The following is a 3,672-nucleotide window of genomic DNA, read 5'->3' as shown; positions in this document are numbered from 1 at the left end:
CATACTTGGGTCGTCTATTGCCTTGATGAATATTATGATTGTTTCGGTAACCGAACGTACCCGTGAAATTGGTGTTAGAAAAGCTTTGGGTGCCAAAAAAACAACCATTGCCTTTCAGTTTTTCATAGAAACACTACTGATTGGACAAATCGGCGGTTTTGTTGGAATTATTTTTGGAATATTAATCGGGTTTGGACTTTCGACAGCGATGAGTTTTGTTTTTGTAATTCCGTGGGAAGCAATGATGGCGGCATTTATTGTAAGCTTTATTGTGGCACTCGTTTCTGGATTGTATCCTGCTATAAAATCGGCAAATCTGGATCCTATTGAGGCACTTCGTTATGAGTAGATTTCTGTTTTCAACAACAAATACTTTTAAAATAATAAGTCGGGCGTGACCACATTAAAAAAAGGGGCAACTCAGCATACGTGCTAGTCGCCCCTTTTCTTAATGCGGTCGGGTCATCCGCGTTACTTCGGTAACTTGCTACTACCCCTCACGCAGATTACATAAAACGAGAAATGACTGCTACTGACGAGTTCCCAACATCATTCTATCATTCTCGTAAATATCCTTGCGAAGTTCTATATTTTTGAAATTCATTTTTTCAAGTAAATCAACCATTTCTTTTCCCAAATATTGATTGATTTCAAAATAAAGTTTCCCTGAGTCCGAAAGGTTTTTTTGAGCCAATTCGGCTATTTTTCTATAAAAAATCAAGGCATCATTATCTTCCACAAAAAGAGCCAAATGAGGTTCATTGTCCAAAACATTTTTCTTGATTTCCTCTTTTTCCAAATTCCGCACATACGGCGGATTCGAAACAATAATATCAAACTCTTGACCTAAATCTAGCGTTTCAAGAATGTTTTGAGATATAAAAGTAACTTCCACTTCATTTCGCTCGGCATTTTTTTGGGCAGTTGTCAACGCTTTTTCGGAAACATCAATTGCAAAAACTTCAGCATTCGGGAGATTCTTAGCTAAGGAAACAGCAATGCATCCGCTTCCTGTCCCAATGTCGAGAATTTTTATACTCTTAGACCGTCCGTTTTTTAGAACATTGGAAACAATCCAATCCACTAATTCCTCCGTCTCCGGTCTCGGAATCAAAACATTTTCATTTACTTCAAAATCCAATCCGTAAAAACTCGTTTTCCCTAACAAATACTGAATCGGGATTTCCAATTTCAATTGTTCCAAAATTGAATTCCAAACCATAATTGCTGATGCCGAAAACTCCAAATCGGGATGTAAAGCCAAATCGATTCTTTTCAGTTGCTGTTTTTCTTCCAATATCAAATAGAAAAAACTCTCCGCTTCGCCTTCTCCATACATCGAAGTAAGCGCCTGAATAAATTGAGTTCTGTATTCTTTTATTTTCATCTTTATTTTTTTCAGTTCCCTGTCGTTACTAGACTGTCAAATTTTTAAGCATCCAAACCGGACAACTTGTATGACCTGTACTTCCCATTGGAGAACAAATATTTTCGAAACCTACTTTTTTATACAACTTTTGGGCATCCAGCATAAAAGGCATTGTTTCCAGATAACATTTTTCGAAACCAAACTCACGGGCACTTTGCAAACATTGCTCCATCATTTGGCTTCCAATTCCTTTACCGCGAGTTTCTGGCAAAAAATACATTTTTTGTAATTCACAATAAATCTCCGCTTCGTTTGCCAGTGGCGCCACTCCAGCTCCGCCAACTATACGACCTTCGGTTTCCACAACATAATAAACAGATCTTGGTTTATTGTATTCTTCAAACATCAAATCAAGATATGGATCTTCATAAGCTGTTCCTACTTTCGGGATATTCAATTCGTCAAAAACATCTCTTATCAATTGAGCAACCGCCTGATTGTCTTCTTTTTGTATTTTTCTAATAATCCAATTGTCCATAAAAATGCTCTATTATTAATTCAGTACACAAAAATAGAGATTGTAAATGGGAAAACATCTTAAGTTTTGAAACTAAATCCTAATTCCAAAATTAGTATTTTTGCAAAGTGAAAATACATGAAAAATATATAAGCCGTTGCATAGCCCTAGCCAAAAACGGACTGGGAACAACTTATCCCAATCCCATGGTAGGAAGCGTCATTGTTTATGAAGATAAAATCATAGGCGAAGGTTGGCACAAAAAAGCAGGCGGACCCCATGCCGAAGTCAATGCAGTAAATTCGGTACAGGATAAATCGTTGCTAAAAAAAGCAACTATCTACGTGAGCTTAGAACCGTGCAGTCATTTTGGAAAAACACCGCCTTGCTGTGATTTGATTATAAAAAATAAGATTCCAAATGTCGTTATTGGTACAGTAGATCCAAATATTATGGTCGCCGGAAACGGTATCAAAAAACTAATCGAAGCAGGCATTCACGTCACCATTGGCATACTTGAAGACGAATGTAACGAACTCAACAAACGCTTTTTTACTTTTCATCAAAAGAAAAGACCTTATATTCTACTGAAATGGGCACAAAGTCCAGATGGGTTTATTGCTCCTCTTGAAAAATTGGAACAAAAACCAGTTTGGATTACCAACACCTATTCCAGACAATTGGTTCACAAATGGAGAACCGAGGAACAGGCTATTTTGGTAGGAACACAAACTGTTATCGACGACAACCCCAAACTAAATGCGAGAGATTGGCACGGTAACAATCCAGTTCGAATAGTATTAGACCAAAACATTCGTATTCCGGAAGAGAATGCTGTTTTTGACAATCAAACTAAAACAATCGTCTTTACCAATTCCGAAAACACTATTTCCAAAGAAAACACTATCTTTGAGGTAATTGATTTTAAACAAAATATAGCCAAGCAAATTGTTGATTCGCTTTACAAACACAACATTCAATCGGTTATAATTGAAGGTGGGCTCCAAACCTTACAAACCTTTATCGATGCAAATCTTTGGGACGAAGCTCGAGTTTTTACAGGAAGAACAAATTTAGAGAAAGGAATCAAAGCGCCTTTTATACCAAAAACAAATTCCGAAAAACACACAATTGACACCGATGAATATTTAATAATCAGAAACCATGATTAATGCTATTATTTTTGATTTTGGAGATGTGTTTATCAATTTAGATAAACAAGCGACTATGGATGGTTTAAAAAATCTTGGCATATCCCATTGGAACGAAGATTTAGACCAATTGAATATACAATATGAAATAGGATCTATTTCGGGTGAAGATTTCTTGAACGGAATTCAGAAACACACTAACAACGCTTCAATCGAAGACATTTCCAAAGCATGGAATGCAATCTTACTGGACTTCCCATTATACCGATTGGAATTTCTTCAAATGCTTTCCAGTAAGTATCGTTTGTTTTTGTTGAGCAATACCGATGCCATTCACATTGACACTTTTGAACAAAAATCAGGAACTTCATTTTACAGTTCTTTTTACCAATGTTTTGAAAAAATATACTTTTCATTTGAAATTGGCATGAGAAAACCCAGTCCAGAAGTTTACAACTTCGTATTGGATCAAAACGGATTGCAGGCCAAACATACTTTATTCATCGATGACAAAAAAGAAAATACCGATGCCGCATTAGCACTTGGACTTCCCGTTTGGAATTTACAGGTAGGCGAAGAAGATGTAGTTGATCTGTTTGATAAAAAAATAATTTAGAAGAATCCCTTTTGGAAAT

General features: G+C 36.3%; 5 protein-coding genes. 3 read left to right on the top strand and 2 right to left on the bottom strand.

Annotation, left to right across the window (positions count from 1 at the left end; translation table 11 throughout):
• The coding region (locus VFS71_RS15855; protein ID WP_326402483.1) for an ABC transporter permease at positions 1-349 on the top strand (349 nt) is incomplete at its 5' end.
• A 180-nt stretch (positions 350-529) separates the two neighbouring features.
• Here VFS71_RS15855 and prmC read toward each other — a convergent pair.
• On the bottom strand, positions 530-1,387 hold the full coding sequence (gene prmC / locus VFS71_RS15850; protein WP_326402482.1) for a peptide chain release factor N(5)-glutamine methyltransferase: 858 nt from the start codon (positions 1,385-1,387) through the stop codon (positions 530-532).
• A 28-nt stretch (positions 1,388-1,415) separates the two neighbouring features.
• The gene (locus VFS71_RS15845; protein ID WP_326402480.1) at positions 1,416-1,907 is read right to left on the bottom strand and encodes a GNAT family N-acetyltransferase; all 492 of its coding nucleotides are present in this window, start codon (positions 1,905-1,907) and stop codon (positions 1,416-1,418) included.
• 107 nt (positions 1,908-2,014) lie between these two features.
• Between VFS71_RS15845 and ribD the strand changes: the two genes are divergently transcribed.
• On the top strand, positions 2,015-3,058 hold the full coding sequence (ribD, locus tag VFS71_RS15840) for a bifunctional diaminohydroxyphosphoribosylaminopyrimidine deaminase/5-amino-6-(5-phosphoribosylamino)uracil reductase RibD (RefSeq protein WP_326402479.1): 1,044 nt from the start codon (positions 2,015-2,017) through the stop codon (positions 3,056-3,058).
• Positions 3,051-3,653: an HAD family phosphatase gene (locus VFS71_RS15835; RefSeq protein WP_326402478.1), complete on the top strand. Its 603-nt coding sequence runs from the start codon at positions 3,051-3,053 to the stop codon at positions 3,651-3,653. Before ribD ends, VFS71_RS15835 begins: the two co-directional genes overlap by 8 nt.
• The last annotated feature ends 19 nt before the right edge of the window (positions 3,654-3,672 follow it).

The organism is Flavobacterium sp., from assembly GCF_035760125.1.
Lineage (GTDB): Bacteria > Bacteroidota > Bacteroidia > Flavobacteriales > Flavobacteriaceae > Flavobacterium.
Note: the sequence above shows the minus strand (reverse complement) of the source record. Positions and strands in the feature narration are given on the sequence as shown.

Bases quoted from the DNA above. Each gene is read 5' to 3' on its own strand.
- prmC (WP_326402482.1), bottom strand. From the start codon at position 1,387: ATGAAAATAAAAGAATACAGAACTCAATTTATTCAGGCGCTTACTTCG.
- VFS71_RS15845 (WP_326402480.1), bottom strand. From the start codon at position 1,907: ATGGACAATTGGATTATTAGAAAAATACAAAAAGAAGACAATCAGGCG.
- VFS71_RS15835 (WP_326402478.1), top strand. From the start codon at position 3,051: ATGATTAATGCTATTATTTTTGATTTTGGAGATGTGTTTATCAATTTA.